The organism is Mycobacterium sp. (assembly GCF_052144515.1).
GTDB lineage: Bacteria > Actinomycetota > Actinomycetes > Mycobacteriales > Mycobacteriaceae > Mycobacterium.
On record NZ_JBKQQD010000294.1, the window covers coordinates 40,906 to 61,397 of the forward strand.

20 protein-coding genes are annotated in these 20,492 nt (G+C 66.5%); 14 read left to right on the forward strand and 6 right to left on the reverse strand.

From position 1 onward, the window contains the following. Positions 1-89 precede the first annotated feature (89 nt). The 4 genes from ACLP9N_RS19625 (at position 90) to pimB (ending at position 3,775) form a co-directional block, all read left to right on the forward strand. The gene (locus ACLP9N_RS19625; RefSeq protein ID WP_442408973.1) at positions 90-356 is read left to right on the forward strand and encodes a hypothetical protein; all 267 of its coding nucleotides are present in this window, start codon (positions 90-92) and stop codon (positions 354-356) included. 195 nt (positions 357-551) lie between these two features. After that, positions 552-1,715: a peptidoglycan hydrolase RipC gene (gene ripC / locus ACLP9N_RS19630; RefSeq protein WP_442408974.1), complete on the forward strand. Its 1,164-nt coding sequence runs from the start codon at positions 552-554 to the stop codon at positions 1,713-1,715. Between the two features lie 37 nt (positions 1,716-1,752). Further along, on the forward strand, positions 1,753-2,610 hold the full coding sequence (locus ACLP9N_RS19635; RefSeq protein WP_442408992.1) for a hypothetical protein: 858 nt from the start codon (positions 1,753-1,755) through the stop codon (positions 2,608-2,610). A 10-nt stretch (positions 2,611-2,620) separates the two neighbouring features. Further along, a complete protein-coding gene (gene pimB / locus ACLP9N_RS19640; protein WP_442408975.1) occupies positions 2,621-3,775 on the forward strand; it encodes a GDP-mannose-dependent alpha-(1-6)-phosphatidylinositol monomannoside mannosyltransferase in 1,155 nt (384 codons plus the stop codon). 37 nt (positions 3,776-3,812) lie between these two features. Here pimB and ACLP9N_RS19645 read toward each other — a convergent pair whose 3' ends face one another. Next, entirely contained in the window at positions 3,813-5,615 is a 1,803-nt protein-coding gene (locus tag ACLP9N_RS19645; protein ID WP_442408976.1) for an AMP-dependent synthetase/ligase, read from the reverse strand. A gap of 131 nt (positions 5,616-5,746) precedes the next feature. On the opposite strand from ACLP9N_RS19645, the gene ACLP9N_RS19650 reads away from it, so the two are divergent. The 5 genes from ACLP9N_RS19650 to ACLP9N_RS19670 all read left to right on the forward strand — a co-directional run bounded on the left by ACLP9N_RS19650 (position 5,747) and on the right by ACLP9N_RS19670 (position 9,168). Beyond that, entirely contained in the window at positions 5,747-6,136 is a 390-nt protein-coding gene (locus ACLP9N_RS19650) for a polyketide cyclase / dehydrase and lipid transport (protein ID WP_442408977.1), read from the forward strand. Between the two features lie 102 nt (positions 6,137-6,238). After that, positions 6,239-6,676 carry an SRPBCC family protein gene (locus ACLP9N_RS19655; protein ID WP_442408978.1) on the forward strand — a complete coding sequence of 146 codons (438 nt, stop codon included), beginning with the start codon at positions 6,239-6,241 and terminating at the stop codon, positions 6,674-6,676. After that, entirely contained in the window at positions 6,669-7,943 is a 1,275-nt protein-coding gene (locus tag ACLP9N_RS19660; RefSeq protein WP_442408993.1) for an ArsA family ATPase, read from the forward strand. The genes ACLP9N_RS19655 and ACLP9N_RS19660 overlap by 8 nt, the downstream gene beginning before the upstream one ends. Beyond that, complete coding sequence (locus tag ACLP9N_RS19665; RefSeq protein ID WP_442408979.1) at positions 7,940-8,353, forward strand: hypothetical protein; 414 nt, start codon at positions 7,940-7,942, stop codon at positions 8,351-8,353. The genes ACLP9N_RS19660 and ACLP9N_RS19665 overlap by 4 nt, the downstream gene beginning before the upstream one ends. 86 nt (positions 8,354-8,439) lie before the next feature. Continuing rightward, a complete protein-coding gene (locus ACLP9N_RS19670) occupies positions 8,440-9,168 on the forward strand; it encodes a lysophospholipid acyltransferase family protein (protein WP_442408980.1) in 729 nt (242 codons plus the stop codon). Here ACLP9N_RS19670 and ACLP9N_RS19675 read toward each other — a convergent pair. Beyond that, positions 9,161-10,465 (reverse strand): glycosyltransferase 87 family protein, encoded by a 1,305-nt coding sequence (locus ACLP9N_RS19675; protein WP_442408981.1) that lies wholly within the window; start codon positions 10,463-10,465, stop codon positions 9,161-9,163. The genes ACLP9N_RS19670 and ACLP9N_RS19675 overlap by 8 nt on opposite strands. Before the next feature lie 110 nt (positions 10,466-10,575). Between ACLP9N_RS19675 and ACLP9N_RS19680 the strand changes: the two genes are divergently transcribed. Genes ACLP9N_RS19680 through ACLP9N_RS19690 form a run of 3 tightly spaced genes read left to right on the forward strand, consistent with a single transcriptional unit; the run spans position 10,576 to position 13,382 of the window. Further along, entirely contained in the window at positions 10,576-11,448 is an 873-nt protein-coding gene (locus ACLP9N_RS19680; protein ID WP_442408994.1) for a hypothetical protein, read from the forward strand. Between the two features lie 16 nt (positions 11,449-11,464). Next, on the forward strand, positions 11,465-11,959 hold the full coding sequence (locus ACLP9N_RS19685) for a polyadenylate-specific 3'-exoribonuclease AS (RefSeq protein ID WP_442408982.1): 495 nt from the start codon (positions 11,465-11,467) through the stop codon (positions 11,957-11,959). Positions 11,960-11,993: 34 nt separating this feature from the next. Then, on the forward strand, positions 11,994-13,382 hold the full coding sequence (locus tag ACLP9N_RS19690; protein ID WP_442408983.1) for a class II 3-deoxy-7-phosphoheptulonate synthase: 1,389 nt from the start codon (positions 11,994-11,996) through the stop codon (positions 13,380-13,382). A 47-nt stretch (positions 13,383-13,429) separates the two neighbouring features. Here the strand turns inward: ACLP9N_RS19690 and ACLP9N_RS19695 are convergent, their stop codons facing one another. Together ACLP9N_RS19695 and ACLP9N_RS19700 are read right to left on the reverse strand one after the other, a co-directional pair. Continuing rightward, positions 13,430-14,884, reverse strand: a complete 1,455-nt coding sequence (locus ACLP9N_RS19695; RefSeq protein ID WP_442408984.1) for an FAD-dependent oxidoreductase — start codon at positions 14,882-14,884, stop codon at positions 13,430-13,432. Positions 14,885-14,988: 104 nt separating this feature from the next. After that, a complete protein-coding gene (locus ACLP9N_RS19700; RefSeq protein ID WP_442408985.1) occupies positions 14,989-16,212 on the reverse strand; it encodes a protein kinase domain-containing protein in 1,224 nt (407 codons plus the stop codon). Between the two features lie 79 nt (positions 16,213-16,291). Here ACLP9N_RS19700 and ACLP9N_RS19705 point away from each other — a divergent pair, with 79 nt between their 5' ends. Next, complete coding sequence (locus ACLP9N_RS19705) at positions 16,292-16,696, forward strand: Rv2175c family DNA-binding protein (protein ID WP_442408986.1); 405 nt, start codon at positions 16,292-16,294, stop codon at positions 16,694-16,696. Here ACLP9N_RS19705 and ACLP9N_RS19710 read toward each other — a convergent pair. Together ACLP9N_RS19710 and idsA2 are read right to left on the reverse strand one after the other, a co-directional pair. Then, positions 16,614-18,215, reverse strand: a complete 1,602-nt coding sequence (locus ACLP9N_RS19710; protein ID WP_442408987.1) for an alpha-(1->6)-mannopyranosyltransferase A — start codon at positions 18,213-18,215, stop codon at positions 16,614-16,616. The two genes, ACLP9N_RS19705 and ACLP9N_RS19710, sit on opposite strands and share 83 nt — an antisense overlap. Before the next feature lie 4 nt (positions 18,216-18,219). After that, a complete protein-coding gene (idsA2, locus tag ACLP9N_RS19715) occupies positions 18,220-19,293 on the reverse strand; it encodes a bifunctional (2E,6E)-farnesyl/geranyl diphosphate synthase (RefSeq protein ID WP_442408995.1) in 1,074 nt (357 codons plus the stop codon). 167 nt (positions 19,294-19,460) lie between these two features. Here idsA2 and ACLP9N_RS19720 point away from each other — a divergent pair, with 167 nt between their 5' ends. Further along, a complete protein-coding gene (locus ACLP9N_RS19720) occupies positions 19,461-20,360 on the forward strand; it encodes a mycobacterial-type methylenetetrahydrofolate reductase (RefSeq protein ID WP_442408988.1) in 900 nt (299 codons plus the stop codon). Positions 20,361-20,492 lie beyond the last annotated feature (132 nt).

Genomic DNA, 20,492 nt, shown 5'->3' on the forward strand with positions numbered 1-20,492 from the left:
CCCCGGTGCCGCCACGCCGCGGCAAGTTGTCGGTGCCTGCGGTTAGCGTTCGGGCAGCCCGACTGAGCTCGATCGAGAGGACCGACCCCATGGCACACATCAGCGCCTCCAGAAGCGGACCCGACGGCGAAAGCGTCCCGGTGCCCGCGCCGGGGACACCGGTGGTCATCGACTGTGACGACTGCGCGGTGCGCGGTCCGGCCTGCCGTGATTGCGTGGTCAGCGTCCTACTCGGGGTACCGGAAACGTTGTTGCACGACGAGCGTGCCGCGCTGGAAGTGCTCGCGGAGGTCGGGCTGGCCCCCAGGTTGCGCTTAGTGCCGATCCGCCGCGATCGCGGATCCGGTGTCGCTTGATTGCCTTGCGCGCCAAAAAAACACAGACATGGATCAATGAGGCGGCCCTAATGCGCTTCTCAAACTTTTGACAGAATTCTTTCTATTTTCTTAACCGCTCCCTTTGGACAAACGCGTATATCGTTTCGTAACCTATTTGAGACCTAAACCGGCTCGATGGCGACACGCCGACGGCAGTTTTAAGGAAACTTTCTTTTGAGGCTTGGCTTTAAGTATCCGTTCGTGCGCGTTGTTACGCGTTGTTGCATCGGAACGCTTGCGGGCTTCACCGTGTTATCCGGTGCTCTGGCCCCCCACGTGGCGGCCGATCCCGCAGGTGACGCACTCGCAAAACTCAACGAATTGTCTCGCCAGGCCGAGCAGACCGCCGAGGCGATGCACAGCGCTCAGCTCGACCTGAACGCCAAGCTGGCCGCTCAACACGCGGCGGACACGAAGCTCGCGGATGACCAGGCCGCCGCCGCGGCCGCGAAGGCGCGCCTGGGCACGTTCCAGACGGCGGTCAACAAGCTGGCGGCCGCGACGTACATGGGCGGTCGCACCGACGGCATGAACGCCATAATGACTGCCGAGTCGCCTCAGCAGCTCATCGACAAGATGGCCCTGCAGCGGGTGCTGGGGACGCAAATGTCCATCCAGATGACCAGCTACCGGGCCGCCGGAGAGCAGGCCGCCAAGGCCGAGCAGGCGTCGCTCAAGTCCGCCGCCGAGGCCAAGAATGCGGCCGAACAGGCCGCCGCGGTGCGGGCGGGCCTACAGAAAAAGCAGAGCGAGTTGCAGGTCCAGATCGCCGTCGTCAAGTCGCAGTACGTCTCGTTGTCGCCCCAGCAGCGCACAGCGCTCGCCGATCCCGGGCCGGTCCCGGCGGTGGCGGTGCTGCCCAATGGGCCGGCTCCGGAGGCCGCACCACCTGGTGCGCCGCCGCCGGACGCGGCTCCGCCAGGTGAGGCTCCAGCGCCCTGGGGATTGCCCGGGCTGCCGGGGCTACCCGGATCAGCCCCAGCGCCTTCCGGTGATCGCGCGACCGTCGTGCAGGCGGCGTTGACCCAGGTCGGATCGCCTTATGTGTGGGGCGGTGCCGCACCCGGCGGGTTCGACTGCTCCGGATTGGTGATGTGGGCGTTCCAGCAGGCTGGCATCTCGCTGCCGCACTCCAGTCAGGCGCTGGCCCAGGGCGGTCAGCCGGTGTCGCTGTCGGACCTGCAGCCCGGTGATGTGCTGACCTTCTATTCAGATGCCTCGCACGCCGGCATCTACGTCGGTGACGGCATGATGATCCATTCCTCCACCTACGGTGTGCCGGTGCGGGTCGTGCCGATGAGCTCGTCCGGCCCGATCTACGACGCGCGTCGCTACTAAATGCCTCGGCGCGCGCCGGCGCCGATGGTCTCCGATACTGCTGGCCTCGGTGTTGGTCGTTGAGCTGATCACGGCCTCGTTGTTCGGGGGAGCTGTGCCGCTCCATGCCGAACGTGACAGGGCTATCAGACACGCGCAGGTGATAACGCCTGCTCACGCCCACGCGAGCCCGGTGACGCGGCAATTCCGTGTCGGCGACCGGCACGTCCGGTTGCTCGGTTCGAATGTCCCGGCCGTCGAGCGCCTGATGTCGCGAATCCAGGCGGACATCGGCGGCGCGGTCCAGGCGGTGCAGGCCTTCTGGGGAGTAGATTGGTCGCGCGATATCTCGATGGTGGTCGCCGGCACGGACGAAGAGTTTCACGCCGCCGCCGGAGGAGGCCCGGAACGGCAGTGGGCGGATATCGCGGCGGTGACTGTCGCCGACCGCGTCGATCCTGTCCGACGACTGGCGGTCGGCGAACGGATCGTGTTCGCGCCGGGTGCGGCCGGTATGAGCGAAAAATCCTTACGAATTGTGTTGACGCACGAGCTTTTCCACTACGCGGCTCGCGCCGACACCGCGCTGGACGCACCCCGGTGGCTGACCGAAGGGGTTGCTGACTTCGTCGCGCGGCCACCCACCGCCGTGCCCGTCGATGCGCTGCCGGTGCCGCTGACGCTGCCGTCGGACGCCGACCTGGACACCCCGGGGCCGCAGCGCTCCTCGGCATACGACCGCGTGTGGTGGTTCGCCCGCTTCGTGGCCGACACCTACGGGACGGCGAAGTTGCGCGAACTCTACGTGGCCACCTGCGGCGCCACCCACGTCGACGTGCCCACCGCACTGCACGACGTGCTGGCCGATGACGCGGCGATCGTGCTGGTGCGCTGGCATCAGTGGGCGGCCCGCTAAATTTACCCAGGTGAGCCGGGTCCTGCTGGTAACCAACGACTTTCCGCCCCGACGCGGCGGCATCCAGTCGTACCTGGGAGAGTTCGTCTCCCGGCTGGTCAGGGCGGGGACACACGAGATAACGGTGTACGCGCCGAAGTGGAAGGGCGCCGATGCCTTCGACGAGGCGGCCCGCGCAGCCGGCTATCGGGTAGTGCGTCATCCCGGCACGCTGATGCTGCCCGTTCCCGCGGTCGATCGTCGGATGCGACGGCTTATCGCCGAGCACGACATCGACACCGTCTGGTTCGGCGCCGCGGCACCACTGGCCCTGCTGGCGCAGCGTGCCCGGCAGGCCGGTGCGGCGCGGGTGCTGGCCAGTACACACGGGCACGAAGTGGGCTGGTCGATGCTTCCGGTGGCCCGGTCGGTGCTGCGCCGCATCGGTGACACCACCGACGTCGTCACGTTCGTCAGCCGGTACACGCGGTCGCGGTTCGCGCCGGCCTTCGGGCCCGCGGCATCGCTGGAGTACCTGCCGCCCGGGGTGGACACCGATCGGTTCCGGCCCGACCCGGCCGGCCGCGCCGAATTGCGGGACCGCTACGCGCTGGGCGCGCGGCCCACCGTGGTGTGCCTGTCGCGGCTGGTGCCGCGCAAAGGCCAGGACGTGCTGATCAAAGCGCTGTCGTCGATCCGGCGGCGCGTCGACGGAGCCGCGCTGGTGATCGTCGGGGGCGGTCCGTATCTCGAGACACTGCGCGGGCTGGCCCACGACTGCGGTGTGGCCGACCACGTGACGTTCACCGGCGCCGTTCCGGGCGACGAATTGCCCGCTCATCACGCATTGGCCGACGTGTTCGCGATGCCGTGCCGTACCCGCGGTGGGGGCATGGACGTCGAGGGCTTGGGCATCGTGTTCCTGGAGGCCTCGGCCACCGGCGTGCCGGTGATCGCCGGCGACTCGGGCGGAGCTCCAGAAGCCGTGCAGCACAACAAGACTGGGCTGGTAGTCGATGGTCGCTCGGTGGACGAGGTCGCCGGCGCCGTCACCGAATTGCTGACCGATCGCGACCGCGCCGCCGCGATGGGTGCGGCCGGACGGCAGTGGGTGACGTCCCAGTGGCGCTGGGACACACTGGCCGCGCGGCTGGCCGACCTGTTGAGTGGCAGTGGCGATCGCTAGCCGGCGGAGCCGGGCGCAGCGGGTCGCCACCATCGGTCTAGTCCTTGCTGTAGATCGCCTCGATCTCGGAGGCGAACTTTTCGGTCACCACGTTGCGCTTGACCTTCATCGTTGGTGTCAACTCACCGGTGTCCTCGGTGAAGTCGACCGGCAGAATGCGGAACTTACGGATCGATTCGGCATGTGACACCGCCATGTTGGCCTGCTTGACAGCCGCCTCCACCTCGGCGACCAGATCGGGGTCGGTGGCCAGATCGCCCAACGAAGCGCCGGCCGCCTTGTGGTGCTGGCTCTTCCAGCCGTCGAACGCCTCGGGGTCGATGGTGATCAGCGCCCCGATGAACGGCTTGGAGTCCCCGACCACCATCGCCTGGCTGATCAGCGGGTGTGCCCTCAGCTGATCCTCCAGCACGGCGGGGGCGACGTTCTTGCCGCCCGCGGTAACGATGATCTCCTTCTTGCGGCCGGTGATGGTCAGGAAGCCGTCGTCGTCGACCGCGCCGAGATCACCGGTCCGAAACCAGTCGTCGGTGAACGCCTCGTCGGTGGCCTGCTCGTTGCGCCAGTAGCCGCTGAACACCACGCCACCGCGCACCAACAGCTCGCCGTCGTCGGCGATGCGCATGCTGTTGCCGGGCACCAGCTTTCCTACGGTCCCGATCTTTAGGGCGTCGATCTGGTTGACCGTGATCGCGGCGCTGGTCTCGGTCAGGCCGTAGCCCTCGTAGATGGTCACGCCCACGCCGCGGTAAAAGTGGCCCAGCCGCGCACCCAGCGGCGCCCCACCGGAGACCGACGCGTGACAGTTGCCGCCCAGCGCCGCGCGCAGTTTGCGGTACACCAGCCGGTCGAACAGCGCATGCTTGGCGCGCAGCACCAACCCCGGTCGGCCGCTGTCGCGGGCCCGGCTCCAGTCGACCGCGGTCTGCGCCGCCGCCTTGAAGATCGGTCCCTTGCCGTCGTTGGCGGCGTTCTGCTCGGCGGTGTTGTACACCTTCTCGAACACCCGCGGCACCGACACCACGACAGTCGGTTTGAACACCGCCAACATCGGCAGCAGATTTTTGATGTCGCTGGTGAATCCGACCGTCAGCTTGCTGGCGAACGCCGACAACGTCAGTGCCCGGGCCAGCACGTGGGCCAGCGGCAGGAATACCAGCAGCCGCTGACCCTTGGACAGCAGTGTCGGCAGGCACTCCTGGGTGCCACGGATCTCGTTGAGCAGGTTGGCGTGCGTGAGTTGGCAGCCCTTGGGACGTCCGGTGGTGCCCGAGGTGTAGATGAGCGTCGCCGCGTCGGTGCAACGCAGCCCGTCCAGCCGTGCGGTCAGCTCGGCCTTGTCGACCGACGCGCCCTCCTGCACGAGCTGGTCGAGCGCCTTGGGGCCCGAACCGTCGATGTGCAGCACCCGGCGCAGGGCGGGCAGCTCGCCGGTGAGCTCGCTGACCATCGCGGCCTGCGCGTCGGTTTGGGCAAACGCCAAAACGGCTTCGGAGTTCTGCAGCACCCAGCGCACCTGCTCGGCCGAGGACGTCTCATAGATCGGCACGGTGACGCCGCCCACCGCCAGGATCGCGAGGTCGAGGATCGCCCACTCGTAGCAGGTGGCCGAGAAGATGGAAACTCGGTCCCCGGGCTGTACCCCCAGCGAGATCAAACCCAGTGCCGCAGAACGAATTTGGTCCGCCGCCTGGGCGCACGTGACGTCGGTCCAGTTGCCGTCGATCAGGCGCTGGTAGATGACGAAGTCGGGATCGTCGCGCTCGTGTTCGAACACCATTGCCGCGATGCTTTCGCGCTCGTCGACATTGAAGCGTGCAGGGACACTTAACTCACGCACTGGTAATACCTCGTTTGACCTCGTGTGACGTTTCTCAGGTGCCGGCTTGGTGTGGCCCAGCCTAATCCGAGTTTTCGTGCGCCATGGAGACGGCCGGTTTGCCCGGTGAATTGGTGTGCAAAGCTGAAACGGTGAACAGCATCCAGGTCGCCGACGAGATGTTTGTCGCCGCCCACGGCGCGCAGGTCGGTGCCGCGATCGCCGATCGGGCCAGTTGGCGCCGGTGGTGGCCCGACCTGAGGCTGCAGGTCGTCGAGGATCGTGCGGAAAAGGGGATCAGGTGGGCCGTCACCGGCGCCCTGACCGGCACCATGGAGGTCTGGCTGGAGCCCACGCTGGACGGGGTGCTGCTGCACTATTTACTGCACGCCGAACCGTCCGGCGTGGCGGCCTGGCAGCTGGCCAAGATGAATTTGGCCAAAATGACACACCGCCGCCGGGTTGCGGGCAAAAAAATGGCCTTCGAAGTGAAAACCACCCTCGAACGGTCACGTCCGGTGGGTATTTCTCCGGTAGTTTAGCCGGATCAGGGTTGGCCCGGAGAGTACCGTTTCGCTCCGCAGGCGGCGTACTCCCGCAGAGATGGGGGGCCACCCGCTTGCAGGAGAGAGAGAAGTAGCCAGGTGGCGGACAAGACGACGCAGACGATCCACATCGACGCGGACCCGGGCGAGGTGATGAAGGCGATTGCCGACCTCGAGGCCTACCCGGAATGGATTTCGGAATACAAGCAAGTCGAAGTACTAGAAGCCGACAACGAGGGTTACCCGAAACGGGCGCGGATGTTGATGGACGCCACCATCTTCAAAGACACCTTGATCATGTCCTACGAATGGCCCGCGGACCGCCAATCCTTGAGCTGGACGCTGGAATCCAGCTCGCTGCTCAAGGCCCTCGAAGGCTCATATCGCTTGGTGCCCAAAGGATCTGGCACCGACGTCACCTATGAGCTCTCGGTCGACCTCGCCATCCCGATGATCGGAATGCTCAAACGCAAAGCGGAACGCCGGCTGATTGACGGCGCGTTGAAGGATCTGAAGAAACGAGTCGAGGCTGAGTGAATCGGGTGCGCCCACCCCGGCCCGGATCAGTCTCTTCGTTGGCAAAGGTGGGGTAGGAAAATCCACCCTGGCGTGCGCCACAGCGGTCCGTGATGCGAGCCAGGGGAGCCGAGTGCTGGTCGTGTCCACCGACCAGGCGCATTCGTTGGGCGACGTGCTGGGCGTCGCGGTCCCGCCCACCGGTCACGGTGAACCGGTTCGGGTGTTCGCCGAGCTCGAAACCGGGCCGGTACAGAAGGGGGGTGGCTTTCTCGACGCACTGGCGCTGGACACCCTGGCCCTGCTCGAGGCCCGCTGGCGCGACGTGGTCGACACCGTGGACCGGCGGTTCCCCAACTCCGAGTTGAGCACCATTGCCCCAGAAGAACTTTCGGCATTGCCGGGTGTTCAGGAAGTGCTCGGCCTGTATGCGGTGGGCGAGCTCGCGGCGACCGGCCGATGGGACCGCATCGTGGTCGACTGCGCCTCGACCGCGGACGCATTGCGAATGCTGACCCTGCCCGCCACCTTCGGGCTGTATGTCGAGCGCGCCTGGCCGCGTCATCGCAGGCTGTCCGTCGTCGCCGACGACACCCGGTCGGCGGCGATCGTGGAACTGCTGGAGCGCGTCAGCGCCAGCGTCGATCGACTCGGCGCACTGCTGACCGACGGAGATCTGGTCAGTGCGCACCTGGTGCTGACTCCCGAGCGGGTGGTCGCGGCCGAGGCGACCCGGACCCTGGGTTCACTGGCGCTGATGGGTGTGCGTGTCGCGGAGCTGATCGTCAATCAGGTTCTTCTGCAAGACGAGTCCTACGAGTACCACAGCCTGCCCGCTCATCCCGCGTTCTATTGGTACGCCGAACGCATCTCCGAGCAGCGCGCGGTCCTCGACGAACTCGACGCCGCCGTCGGTGACGTGGCGCTGGTCCTGACTCCGCATTTGTCCGGCGAGCCGATCGGCCCCAAGGCGCTGGGCGGACTGCTGGACAGCGCCCGCCGGCGGGGCGGGGCGCCACCGCCGGGTCCGTTGCGCCCTATCGTGGACCTGGAATCGGGATCGGGACTGGAGTCGGTATACCGACTGCGGCTAGCGTTGCCCCAGCTTGATGCCGGAACGCTGACGCTCGGCCGGGTCGACGACGACCTGATCATCAGCATCGGCGGACTAAGACGCAGAGTGCGGTTGGCGTCCGTACTACGGCGCTGTACGGTGCTGGACGCACACCTGCGGGGCAGTGAGCTGACAGTTCGTTTCCGACCAAACCCGGAGGTGTGGCCAACGTGAGCAGGGCTCATCCCGACTTAGGCCCACTAGGTCCCGAGCTGCGCCGGCTCGCCCAGGCGATCCTCGACGGAATCGACCCCGCGGTGCGGTCGGCGGCCGCGCTGGCGGCGGGTGCCCCTGTCGGGACCGGCAAGTGCCAGCAGGTGTGGTGTCCGGTGTGCGCGCTGGCGGCGTTGGCCACTGGTGAACAGCATCCGTTGCTCACTGTCGTCGCGGACCACAGCCTCGCACTGCTCGACGTGATCCGCGCCATGGTCAATGACGTCAATGACATCGACCGGTCGGAGAAACCTCCACCGGACGGTTCGCCCGGGGGCGGCCAAACCGCCGAGCCCCCACCCGGCACAGCCGAGGGGGATGGCGCCGTGAAGACCCGCTATGAGGCGATCCCGGTCACCGTTGAAGAGTGAGCCGTTCGGCGCGCGAGGTGGTCCCATGCGTCGCTGATCGGTACAGTTGGCGCAAACAACATCCGATGCGAGCGAGAGGGAGGGCCATGTGGTACTGGCTGTTCAAGTACGTCTTCATGGGCTGGCTGTTCACTCTGCTCGGTCGGCCGAAAGTTGAAGGGCTGGAAAATATCCCGAGTTCCGGACCGGCGATACTAGCCAGTAATCACCTCGCTGTGGCCGACAGCTTCTTCCTTCCGCTGGTGGTGCGCCGCCGGATCACCTTCCTCGCGAAAGCCGAATACTTCACCGGCACCGGACTCAAGGGCTGGTTCTACCGCTGGTTCTACAGCTCCGCCGGCCAGGTGCCCATTGACCGTTCCGACGCCGACGCCGCGCAGGCCGCCTTGGACACCGCCCAGGGGTTGCTGGAGAAGGGCAAGTTACTCGGCATGTACCCGGAGGGCACCCGGTCGCCGGACGGTCGGCTGTACAAGGGCAAGACCGGGCTGGCGCGGCTCGCGTTGGAGACCGGGGTTCCGGTGATTCCTGTCGCGATGATCGGAACCAACGTGGTCAACCCGCCGGGCAAAAAGATGTTGCGATTCGGCCGGGTCACCGTCCGGTTCGGCAAGCCGATGGACTTCTCGCGTTTCGAGGGATTGGCCGGCAACCGTTTCATCGAGCGGGCCGTCGTCGACGAAGTGATGTACGAGCTGATGGGACTGTCCGGCCAGGAGTACGTCGACATCTACGCCGCCACAGCTAAGGAAGCCAAGGAGGCCGGCGAGGGCGGGGCGGAAGCCGCGCGAATCCCCGAGACAGCCGTTAGCTGACCGCCGGTACCGGCGTCGGGGTGCGAGCCGTCGTGTCCTGCGCAGTCCTGCTGGCGGTAACGGCGAATCCGGCGGTCACGATGACCGCCAGCGCCCACCACACGTAGGACATCCCGACGAGCTGATGCCACCAGTTCGCGGTCTCCTCGTGGTGCTTGGGCAGCAGGTCGATCGGCGTCCACCTCATCAGCGCCACCCCGGCGACACTGACCACCGCCAACGCGATGTTGCGGCGCCGCCACGCCAGAATCGCCGTCACCAGCACCGCCGGCAGCACCCACACCCAATGGTGTGACCACGACACCGGCGAAACCATCAACCCGAACAGGGCAACGCAGATCACGGCAAGCGTCGGCTCACCGGCCCGCAACACCCGCCGCATCGCCCAGATGGTCAACGCCAGCACCGCCAGGCAGCACGCCACCCACAGCAGGAAACGCTCGTGCTCGCCGAGCCCGATCCGGGCCAGGGCGCCCGCGATGTTCTGGTCGGTGTTCAGCGCCGCGGAGCCGATGCGATCGGTGTGGTGCACGGTGTGGGTCCAGTATTCCCACGAGTCTCTGAAGGCCATGACGAACCCGACCAGCGTCGCGGCGGCGAAAGACGCCAACGCCGTGATTGCCGCCCGGCTATCGCGGCGCAGCAGGAAATACAGCAGGAACACGGCCGGGGTGAGTTTCAACGCTATCCCCACGCCCAGCAGCAGCCCGCGGGGCCATGGCGTGCGGCGCGGCATGCAATCGGCGATGACCAGCGTCATCAGCACGACGTTGATCTGACCGAACGCGAAGTTCGAGGCGATGGGCTCCATCCAGATCGAGGCCGGCGCCACGATGACGACGGCCAACCACAACCGGCGCAGCCAGGCCGGCCCGGGCACCAGCGTCGAGGTGCTCCAGACGTCGAGGCTGGTCAGCACTATCACCGTCGAGACGATCAGCAGCACCAGCGTCAAGGCGGTGATCGCAACGCTGGCGGCGGGCATGTGCAACCAGGCGAACGGGCAGAACGCGATGGCCGCCAGCGGGGGGTAGGTGAACGGCAGATCGAGCCCGATGGGTGTGTGTAACTTCACGTCACCGCTGTACAGCGGGCGTCCGTCCAGCCAGGTCTGACCGCCCATCTGATACACATCGATATCGATGCGGTAGGGGATGTGGCCGAACAGCTGCCAGGCCGTGTTGACCAGCGCCGCGGCGGCCAGCAGCCACAGCAGGCACCACACCAACACCCGCCCGCGGCTAACACTGGTAGGGGGGCCAGTAGAGCCCAGGTCGGGCACCTGCCATCTAGTCATGTCGCAAGACAGCGTAATGGGTTTCTCGCGCGCGGCCGCGTCGCACAGCGCGGCTCCGCCGTGTCACTCTAGTGCGGGCGTAGGTTTTTAGGGTGTTCCACTGGTTCGTGCTGGGCGTGTTGCACTGGTTCTCTCACGACATCGTCGACCGTGGCCGCCTGCCCTTACTGTGTTGTCTGCTTGCCTTCATCCTGACCTTCTTCGTCACGCGCACCTTCGTGCGGTGGATCCGGCACCGCGCCGACGCCGGCCTGCATAGCAGGTGGTGGCACCCGCGCAATGTCCACGTCGGGACGGTGCACATTCATCACGTGGCGTTCGGTGTGGTCCTGGTGCTGGTCTCGGGGCTGACACTGGTGACGCTCTCCGTTGACGGACAAGAGCCCGAATTCATCGTGGCAGCGACTCTTTTCGGGATCGGGGCCGCGCTGGTGCTCGACGAGTATGCGTTGATCCTCCACCTCTCCGATGTGTACTGGGAGGAAGACGGCCGGGCGTCGGTGGACGCGGTGTTTGCCGCGGTTGCGGTGGCGGGACTGCTGATCATGGGCCTGCATCCGCTGATGTTTTTCCTGCCGATCTGGCATGGCGCCGACGCGGTGGCGCTGCGTGCCGGGGTGGGCGGCACGCTGGCGTTGACGCTGCCGCTGGCCGTGGTGGTGCTGCTCAAGGGCAAGTTGTGGACGGGCCTGCTCGGCATGTTCATCGTCGTGCTGCTGGTCGTCGGCGCGATCCGGTTGTCGCGTCCGCATGCCCCGTGGGCGCGGTGGCGCTACACCACCCAGCCGGACAAAATGCGCCGTGCGCTGCAACGGGAACGGACATGGCGGCGACCGGTCGTGCGGGCCAAGTTGTGGCTGCAGTGCGCGATCGCCGGAACGCCGCGCCTGCCCGACGAGCGCACCGTCGACGCCGAGCTGGACCGCGAGGTCCATCCCGCGCCGCCGCCCGAGGGAACCGAGCCCATCCTGATCGGCGGATAGCCCCTAGGCTTTTTGGGTGCGGTACTTCTATGACACCGAGTTCATCGAGGATGGCCGCACCATCGAGCTGATCTCGATCGGAGTGGTCGCCGAGGACGGTCGCGAGTATTACGCGGTGTCCACGGAATTCGACCCCGAGCGAGCCGGCAGCTGGGTGCGCTCAAATGTGCTGCCCAAGCTACCGCCGCCGGCCTCGCAGCTGTGGCGCGCGCGCAGCCAGATCCGGCTGGACCTGGAAAAGTTCTTCGGCATCGACGGGACGGAGCCGATCGAGCTGTGGGCCTGGGTGGCGGCTTACGACCATGTGGCCTTGTGCCAGTTGTGGGGGCCGATGACCGCGCTGCCACAGGCGATACCGCGTTTCACCCGGGAACTGCGCCAGCTGTGGGAGGACCGGGGACGTCCCCGGATGCCACCGCGGCCACGCGACGCTCATGACGCGCTGGTGGATGCGCGAGATCAGTTGCGCCGGTTTCGCCTCATCACCTCGGACGGCGAGCGTTCGCCCTGATCGGGCGGTGCCGGCGCCCGGTTACCATGGACCGATGAACTGGACCGTCGACATCCCGATCGACCAGCTGCCGCCGCTGCCGCCGCTGCCAGCGGATTTGCGTGCGCGGTTGGACGCCGCGTTGGCCAAGCCGGCTGCCCAGCAACCTACCTGGCCCGCTGACCAGGCCACGGCGATGCGCACGGTCTTAGAGAGCGTGCCGCCGGTGACCGTGCCGTCCGAGATCGTGCGGCTGCAGGCGCAGCTGGCGCAGGTCGCAAAGGGTGAGGCGTTTCTGCTGCAGGGCGGCGACTGCGCGGAGACGTTCACCGACAACACCGAACCCCACATCCGGGGCAATATCCGCACGCTGTTGCAGATGGCGGTGGTGCTGACCTATGGCTCGAGCATGCCGGTGGTCAAGGTGGCCCGCATCGCCGGTCAGTACGCCAAGCCCCGGTCGGCCGACGTCGACGCGCTGGGCCTGAGGTCCTACCGCGGCGACATGATCAACGGTTTCGCGCCCGATGCCGCGGCGCGCGAGCACGACCCGTCGCGGCTGGTGCGGGCCTACGCCAACGCCAGCGCCGCGATGAACCTGGTGCGCGCGCTCACGTCGTCGGGCTTTTCGGGGCTGCACCTGGTGCACGACTGGAACCGGGAATTCGTCCGGACCTCGCCGGCCGGTGCGCGCTATGAGGCGCTGGCCACCGAGATCGACCGCGGGCTGCGCTTCATGAGCGCCTGCGGGGTGGCCGACCGCAACCTGCAGACCGCCGAAATCTACGCCAGTCACGAGGCTTTGGTGCTCGACTACGAACGGGCCATGTTGCGGCTGTCCGAAAGCGATGAGGGGGAGCCGCAACTCTACGATCTGTCGGCGCACACCGTGTGGATCGGCGAGCGGACCCGCCAGCTCGACGGCGCACACATCGCGTTCGCCGAGGTGATCGCCAACCCGATCGGCGTCAAGATCGGCCCGACGATGACCCCCGAGCTGGCCGTCGAATACGTCGAGCGACTTGACCCGCACAACAAGCCGGGTCGGCTGACGTTGGTGAGCAGGCTGGGCAACAACAAGGTGCGCGACGTGCTGCCGCCGATCATCGAGAAGGTGCAGGGGACCGGTCACCAGGTGGTCTGGCAGTGCGACCCGATGCACGGCAACACCCACGAGTCGTCCAACGGGTACAAGACCCGCCATTTCGACCGCATCGTCGACGAAGTCCAGGGTTTCTTCGAGGTGCACCGCGCGCTCGGCACGCATCCCGGTGGCATCCACGTCGAGATCACCGGAGAGAACGTCACCGAGTGTCTTGGTGGCGCGCAAGACATTTCGGACACGGATCTGGTCGGCCGCTACGAGACGGCGTGCGACCCGCGGCTGAACACCCAGCAGTCGCTGGAGTTGGCGTTCCTGGTCGCGGAGATGTTGCGCGACTAGCTTAGCTAAGCTAGCTTTCGCGTCGGCTCACCACTCGTCGCCGTTCATCACGTTGCCTTGACGGTGACTGCGGCTGGCCGCGGTCGCTGCGCGCCGGCGACGGTTCTGGCCGCGCGGTTTCGCTTCTGCGTGAACAACGCCCGCATGTTACCCATCACGATGCGCGGTATCAGGGCGGGATCCCGGAGCTGTGATGGTGGATCAACGAAGTTGGTGACCCGCAGGAAACGTTCGGTAAGAACGATGTCGTGGGCGGCGGCGTTCAGTGTTGCCCTTGCTGTCCAGCTCTGCAGCCGCTCCCGCGTGGAACGCCGCCTGCGGGTGGGTGAAGTGACCCCGGCCCTGGCCCGATTACGGGTCCACGTCGAGCCGATGTATCGGGCAGTCGCGCAGAAAAAACGTTGTGCCAGTTGAGCATCGCCCGATCGTAGACAGTCGCGCAGGGTAAGAGCTTCCAGTGCGGCGATCGTCATGCCTTGGCCGTAGGTCGGATCGAGGCTGCATAGTGCGTCCCCGATTACCAAGAGTCCCGAGGGGAATCTGGACAATTGGTCGTAGCGTCGCCAGATTGCCGCGCTGTGGCGATACGTCACAGCTTCCCCGAGGGGCTCTGCACGGCGCAGCCCCTCGACGATGGCCGGGGGTAGGGACTGCTCAGTCAGCGCGAGCATCGCGTCGAAATCGGTTGGCGGCTCACCGGCGTCGGTCATCTGGCCGATCGCCAGCATCCACGTGTCGTGCTCGCAAGCAAGCAACAGGCCTCCGGGTTTGCCGCCTCCCGGGTTGAAGAGCACCAGCCGTTGGGCGATGGATCCCGGGGGAATGCTCAACTGGTGACTCGAGTAGCCCAACTTGGCTACCGCCTGGTTCTCAGTCGGCCGTTCGTACCCCAGGCTCTCCAAAAACGCCGGGGTGCGCGCGGTCCGACCCATGGCGTCTACCACCAGATCGGCCTCCAGTGTCGTGAGAAACCCGTTGTAGCTCCTGATGATTCGCACGCCGGTGACGGCATTTGCGGCGGCACAGGGTTCGACCACATCGTGCCCATCAAGAAATGTCACATTGGGCAGAGCCTTGACGCGCCGGCGCACGTGGAACTCCATAAACGGCCGGCTCGCCATATAGAGCGCTAACGCCGCCGGGTCGGCCAACTTGCCCGAGCGCTTCAGCTCATGGCGCCCGATGCGCCCGTAGAAATTCGACAACTCCCCGCCGTCGACGACGACCGCTCCGGCTGTAGCCAGGTCCTCAAGTAGGCCGGGGAACAAGTCCCCCAACACCTGCAGGCCGCGGCTTAAGAAATTGTGCACATGGCGCCCCTGCGGGATGCCCCTCCGGTGACACGGGTAGTTGGGCAACCTGTCCCGCTCGACCACACTGACCGAATCGTAAAACTCCGAAAGCACACGCGCGGCAAGCAAACCCGCCATTCCGGCACCCAGTACGACTGCGTGCTCGCCGAGCCAGTTCGGCGAGTCCACGCGCTGCATTGTCGAACCCATGCAGCAGTACGGTACACCAAAAATAAGAAAAGTAAGAGATTCTTGAGGTTATATTAAGATTCGTGTCGTCAGCAGGGCTGTCCCCTGCCTTCGGGGGCTGAGGGTCAGAGCAGTCCGCTCAGGTGGCTGCCGATCGTCCATGCCGCCGTCGCAACCAGCCCAGTGAGCGCCACCACGACCGCCACCCAGATCAGCACCATCCGCCGGGAACGCTCTCGCGCCCAGACGAATTCGCTCATCGCGATCCCCGCGAATTCGCCGGAAATCGGCTCATATTCGTAATCGTCCTCGTCATCGGGTTCGCGGGTCATCTGGCGGGTTGGGTGGTGAACCGGCGCTTTGGCGGCCGGCTGAACGGCGGGGGGTGGCTGCTGCGCGCCAGCGCGCTGCTCGATCATCTGGCTGCGCTGCAGCGCGGCCGAGCGGTGTTGCGCCGAGTTGCGTGGCGCCGGTACCCGGAACGGCGGGAGCGCCAGGTCGTCGGCGATCGCGTCCACCTCGTCGGCCATCTCGATCGCATCGGCATACCGATCAGCCGGGTCGCGGGCGGTCGCGCGCGCCACCAGCGCGTCGAATTGCGGTGGCACGCCGTCGATCACGGCGCTGGGCTGCGGCACATCGTGATCCAGCCGTTGGTAGGCGATCGACAACGTCGTGTCGCCGGTGAACGGTGTGCGCCCGGTCAGCAGCTCGTAGGTGAGGATCCCGGCGGAATAGACGTCGCTGCGGGGACCGGCTCGAGTGGATGAGCCATCACTGACCTGCTCGGGGGAGAGGTAGGCCGCGGTTCCCAGAATGACGCTGGTGGAGGTGATTCCGGCGGCGGCGACAGCGCGAACCAACCCGAAATCGGCGATCTTGACGTCACCGTCGTCGGAGATCAGGACGTTCTCGGGTTTGACGTCGCGGTGCACCAGACCCGCCCGATGCGCGGCGGCCAGGCCGCCCAGCACCGGGCGCAGCACCGCCACCACGGCGTGCGGCGGCATCGGGCCCCGCTCGGCTAGCAGCTCGCGCAGCGTGCCGCCCTCGATGAGCTCCATGACCAGAAACGGGTGCCGGGCGTCCAGACCCTGGTCGTAGACCGCGACCAGCCCGGGGTCCTTCAGCCGGGCAACGGTGCGGGCCTCTAACTGGAAGCGGGTCAGGAATTGGTCGTCGCCGGCGTATCGGGAGTCCATCACCTTCACCGCGACGGGGCGGTCGAGGCGCACGTCAACGCCGCGGTAGACCGTGGAGGTTCCGCCGCTGGCGATCGGAGTCTGGACGAGGTAGCGGCCGTCCAGCAACGTGTTGACCAACGGGTCCCCCGTCCCAGCTGTAGCCACGGGGCCATCGTAGGTGCGGCGGTGCGTTTGGGTGTGAAACGTGGGCTCAACGCTGCCGACCAGGTTCTACACTGGCGACGTGAGCAGCATTCCGGCCGGCGACGACGTTTTGGACCCCGACGAACCGACCTACGACCTGTCCCGGGTCGCCGAACTGCTTGGAGTCCCCGTCACGAGAGTGCACCAGCAACTGCGGGAAGGCCATCTCCTGGCGGTGCGGCGTGGCGACGGGGTGGTGGTGCCGCAGGTCTTCTTCACCAATTCCGGCCAGGTGGTCAAAAGCCTGCCGGGGCTGTTGACGATCCTGCACGACGGCGGCTACCACGAGACCGAGATTGCGCGCTGGCTGTTCACCCCCGACCCGTCGCTGACCGTCACTCGCGACGGCACGCGGGATGCCATCAACAACGCCCGTCCCGTCGACGCACTGCACGCCCACCAGGCTCGGGAGGTTGTGCGCCGGGCGCAGGCAATGGCGTATTAACGGGCGTATTAACGGCTGGTGCTCGGTACAGCGTGTACCACGCGGCCAGCGCGCAGGCGGTCGCCAGCGAGAAGTGCAGCCATGAGTACATGCCATGGGATCCGTCGGGTTTGAAGATCACCATGACCCAGGTCGAGAGCCCGGCGATCGCCGCGATCGCCCGCCGCGACTGGGCCAGCGGGGCCGCCACCGCCAGCGGCCAGGAGTAGTACCACGGCAGTGCGGCGGGGACGAAGAGCACCACGATCACCATCGACCACGCGATGCCGGTCAGCGCCGCGCGGTCATCGCGCCGGAACCGCCACCACAACAGTGGCAGCGACACCGCGATGATCATGATTCCGATGAGCCGGGTCACCCGCAGCAGCGCGTAGAAGTCGACGTGGAACAACGGGCTGGCCAGCGCGTGGATCAGGTTTGCGGCCGCGGTCGGCAGGGTGAGCCAGTTGATGATCTTCACCGAACCGCCCAGCGCGGTCAGCCACCCCAGGCCGACGCCGGCCACGCTGGACGTCACGGCGAACACCACCACGAAGATCACCAGACTCGACGCCGTGGCGACCAGGAAGGCCTGCACAGGCCGGTATCCCCGTCGCTCACGCAGATGGCGCATCCACACCCAGACCAGAAACGGCAACGCGATCCCGGCGGTGGCCTTGACCGCGATCCCGAGGGTCAACACGGTGATACCTGCGACATTGCGGCCACTGAAGGTGAGCGCGATGCCGGCGGTCATCAAACCCACCATCAGCATCTCGTTGTGCACCCCGCCCATCAGATGGATGAGCACCAGCGGGTTGAGCACGCAGATCCACAGGGCCGTTGCGCCGTCGGCGCCGAGATGCCGCGCCAGGCGCGGGGTGGCCCAGATCAGCAGCGCCAGCCCCGGCAGCATGCACAAGCGCAACAGCATGGTGCCGGCGATCACGTGATTGCCGATCACCATTGTGACCAGCTTGGCAACCAGAATGAACACCGGGCCGTAGGGTGCGGTCGTGATTGTCCAGATCGGACTTACGTTGTCCAGCAACGTATTCGGGTTGGCCACCGGACCGACCGCATAGGGGTCGAAGCCGTCGCGCAGTAGAGCGCCCTGGGCCAGATACGAGTAGGTGTCGCGACTGAAGACGGGTACCGACAGCAGTAGCGGCCCCAGCCAGAAAGCGGTCGTGGCCCGCATCGTGTACTCGGTGGCGTCACCGGCGAGGACGCGTCGGCCCAGTCGCAGCCAGGCGATCAGCATCAGACCGACGCCGGTCCACAACAGGATCGACGACAGCACCAACCCGTGGCCGAACCGCATCCAGGACAGGTGCAGCGCTTCCAGTAGGGGGTCGTGTGGCTTTGTGCTGCCCGCGCCCAGCCCGCCGACGGTGATCAGCGCCGAGCCCAGGAAGCCGAGCTTCGCGGGCCCGGCCTCCGGGGCGGTCGCGAACTCACGTAACCGTGAAAGATGTTGGATGACATATTCTTTCACGGTCACCGAGTCGGCTTCGGAAGCGTGTGTGGGGGTGGTCATCAGTTCACGAGGACCGATTGGTGGCCAGCGCGGCCATTTCGGACAGCCCGGCCTTGGCCGCAGCGTTGATCGGTGCGGCCGCCAGGGTAGCCAGCGCCCGTCGGGTGAGCGCGGCGATACGATCTTCCGCTGCGGCCAGCGCGCCCACCGACTTGATGACGCCGCGCAGCTGACGCACCTGCGCGTCGGTCAACCGGTTGCCGATCGAGGTCCGTAACAGCTTGGCCGCCACGGGATCCGACTTGTCCGCCAGCTCCATCGCCTCGGCGACCAACACGGTGCGCTTGCCGGATCTCAGGTCGTCGCCGGACGGTTTTCCCGTCACCGCCGGGTCCCCGAAGACGCCGAGCACGTCGTCACGGAGTTGGAACGCCACGCCGAGGTCGTTCCCGAACTCGCTGAAGATCTCCTGGACGTCGGGTCGGTCGGCGGCGGCGGCCGCCCCCAGCTGTAGCGGCCGTGTCACCGTGTAGCAGGCGGTCTTGAAGGTGGCGACGGACATCGCCGAAGCGATCGACTCGGCGCCGCTGGCTTCGGCGACGATGTCGAGGTATTGCCCGCCCAGCACCTCGGTGCGGATGTCGGCCCAGACCCGCCGGACTCGGCGCTGGGCGTCGGGTGGTAGATCCGCGCGGTAGACGATGTCATCGGCCCACGCCTGCGCCAGGTCGCCGGCCAGGATCGCCGCCGAGATCCCGAACTGATCCGGCGAGCCGCGCCAATTCCGTTCGCGGTGCAGCGCCGCGAAGTGCTTGTGGGCCGTGGGCTTACCGCGGCGGGTTGACGACTCGTCGATGACGTCGTCGTGTACCAGTGCGAACGCGTGCAGCAGTTCCAGCGCGGAAAACAGCAGCAGCACACCAGGATCGGGGTCCTGGGTTGCCACGGCCCGCCAGCCCCAGTAGGCGAAGGCCGGCCGCAGCCGCTTGCCGCCGCCGAGCACGAAATCTTCCAGGCCCGCGATCAAAACGCCGAAACCGCCGTCTCCCGGCCCGCCTTCAGAACCAGCTATGTAGGCGGCCTCGTCGCGACGGTCGTGCAAGTACTGCCGAAGTTGGTCGGTGACGGCGCCGGCCAACTCGACGGTTGCCGCTGCTTGCACGCTCAGCGCGGCGCCCCTTTCTGCTCGGTCTGGCCGCCGTGTTTGGCAGGCCCGACCAGTGTATTCGGCGCGACGCCCAGAGCCGCTTCGATGTGACTTGGGTGCTTAGACAGGCTCAACTATCTCGCCCCTATGCTGTCGAGGTGCCCAACCTCAACACCATCGCGCTCGAGCTGGTGCCACCCAACGTCGATGACGGCCGCGAGCGGGCACTCGAAGATGCGCGCAAGGTGGTGCAGTACGCGGGTGAATATGGTCTCGACGGCCGGATTCGGCACGTGATGATCCCGGGGATGATCGCCGAGGATGACGACCGGCCCGTCCCCATGAAGCCGAAGCTGGACGTGCTGGACTTCTGGTCGATCATCAAACCGGAGTTGCCCGGGCTCAACGGCTTGTGCACCCAGGTCACCGCGTTCATGGATGAGTCATCGCTGCGCGGGCGGCTCACCGAGCTTTGCGACGCCGGGATGGAGGGCGTGGTTTTCGTCGGCGTGCCGCGCACGATGAACGACGGTGAGGGCTCCGGCGTCGCGCCGACCGACGCCTTGTCGATCTACCGCCAGCTGGTACCCAACCGCGGCGTGATCCTGATCCCCACCCGGGACGGCGAACAGGGCCGGCTGAATTTCAAGTGCAATCAAGGCGCGACTTACGGCATGACCCAGTTGTTGTATTCCGATGCAATCGTGGATTTTCTGGCGGAGTTCGCCAAGAACACTGATCATCGCCCCGAAGTGCTGCTGTCGTTCGGGTTCGTACCGAAGGTCGAGACCCGCGTCGGCCTGATCAACTGGCTGATCCAGGATCCGGGAAACGCCGCGGTGGCCGATGAGCAGGCGTTCGTAAGAAGGCTGGCCGCCAGCGAACCGGCTCAGAAGCGTCAGCTCATGGTCGATCTGTACAAGCGGGTGATCGACGGCGTCGTCGACCTCGGCTTTCCGTTGAGCATTCATTTCGAGGCGACGTACGGCGTTTCCGGACCGGCCTTTGCGACCTTCGCCGAGATGCTTGCCTACTGGTCACCCGAGGCTCGGACCTAGCTGGGCCCTGATATGTAGTTGGTTTGGTCAAGTGGGCAGGGGGAAGCGGGTGCCATGACCGTCGTCGTGGCACCCGCTTCCGTTGACCGAACTGACCAGGGGTGGCGAGCGTGTCGATGTTGCCGACGCGGG